This window comes from Bathymodiolus azoricus thioautotrophic gill symbiont, from assembly GCF_001298715.1.
GTDB lineage: Bacteria > Pseudomonadota > Gammaproteobacteria > PS1 > Pseudothioglobaceae > Thiodubiliella.
The window spans coordinates 1-1,258 of sequence record NZ_CDSC02000496.1 but is presented as its reverse complement, the minus strand read 5'-3'; the positions used below and the strand labels follow the sequence as shown (position 1 = coordinate 1,258).

Genomic DNA, 1,258 nt, shown 5'->3' with positions numbered 1-1,258 from the left:
AAGAGTTTGTTAAAATCTCCGTTTAATTTCTTTATGACATTCGGATAAGAAGTGGTTATCTCTTCAGGCGAAAACACCTGAAAGAAGATGCCCTTTGATCTTATGTATCCATCATTTTTTCGATCTCCTATATTCCCCCATGGTTTAATTGATTGAAAATCTGACTCAACATAATTCATAATAGTCGTAAATATATCTTCAAATGCTTGCCCATTGGCCTCATGGATTTTTAGCTTGAACTGCTTCCTTAATAAAGCTTTTTCTTGATTATTCATTCCTCTGCCTCCACAAAAACCTTGTACTCGTTGAGGTAGGCTTGCTTATCCACATTAAACAATATTTCACTGGCAGGATACGAATAATCCCCCATCACAAATTTACCGAAGGAATCATCCCACGATTCGTTAAATTCTTCCTCTTTCAGAGAATCCAGTGAACATACCAAGGTTTCACGCACCGTTCGTTGATGTTTAGTTTCAAAATTACGAATCAAAAAAACAGAAACCAACTCTATTGTATCAATTAAAAACGCTCCTGTAAGCAAATCAACTTTGTTATTACGTTGTTTGATCTCTTCCAGCGATTTACCGTGTGAGGTCAAACCGATTTCATTTCTCAGTTCACCTACTTGTTGCCCAATGGTTGCCAAAGCCGATGAAACCTGATTAACCAGATCACTATTGGCATAGCCCATTGAGGAAAATGCTGTTTTCAACACATTATTAAGACTAGGCGTTTTCCCCAGTTCTACCGAATTGCTTGTACAAATTTCTTTGCCCACCGTTTCCAACAAGGCTTTTGCATTTTCCAGCGAGTGGCTAAAATCAATTTCAATATGGGCTTCGATGCGGTCAATAAAGACCTCAAGCACAGACCATCGCCCATATTCCCTGATAACGGCTTTTAGCTTATCCATTACTAGCAATCCTGACTTCGCCGCTCATGAGTTTGGGCAGGAGGGTATCACGGAGGGATTGTAGGGTGCAGATATAGTCATTATTCCGTTGCTGCTTTTCTATCAAAGGTTTCACTTCTTGTGAATATTTCTCAATTTTATCCAATGAAGGAACTGAAAACATTATATTTAAAATATCTTGAGATTTTACTCGTTGATGACTGCCACTTGTTCCCGAGGCCGCCATTTCTAATTCACCTACAGCTTCATTAGACTTAAATAAAAAACAAAGAAATCCATAATACAATTCCTTTTTAGGCTGAAAAACTTGAAACTCTGTCGAGCAAACGGAATTTTCAGCAA

General features: G+C 38.1%; 2 protein-coding genes and 1 pseudogene. All 3 read right to left on the bottom strand.

Annotated elements, in window-relative coordinates:
* A pseudogene (locus tag BAZSYMA_RS09370) lies at window positions 1–275 on the bottom strand (hypothetical protein); the annotation flags it as partial.
* On the bottom strand, window positions 272–916 hold the full coding sequence (locus BAZSYMA_RS09365) for an abortive infection family protein (RefSeq protein ID WP_090718458.1): 645 nt from the start codon (window positions 914–916) through the stop codon (window positions 272–274). The gene BAZSYMA_RS09365 and the pseudogene BAZSYMA_RS09370, both read right to left, overlap by 4 nt.
* On the bottom strand, window positions 909–1,258 hold a 350-nt coding region (locus BAZSYMA_RS10165), incomplete at its 5' end, for a restriction endonuclease subunit S domain-containing protein (RefSeq protein ID WP_479385935.1). The genes BAZSYMA_RS10165 and BAZSYMA_RS09365, both read right to left, overlap by 8 nt.

Coding starts and splice junctions, on each gene's coding strand:
- BAZSYMA_RS09365 (WP_090718458.1), bottom strand. CDS start 916: ATGGATAAGCTAAAAGCCGTTATCAGGGAATATGGGCGATGGTCTGTG.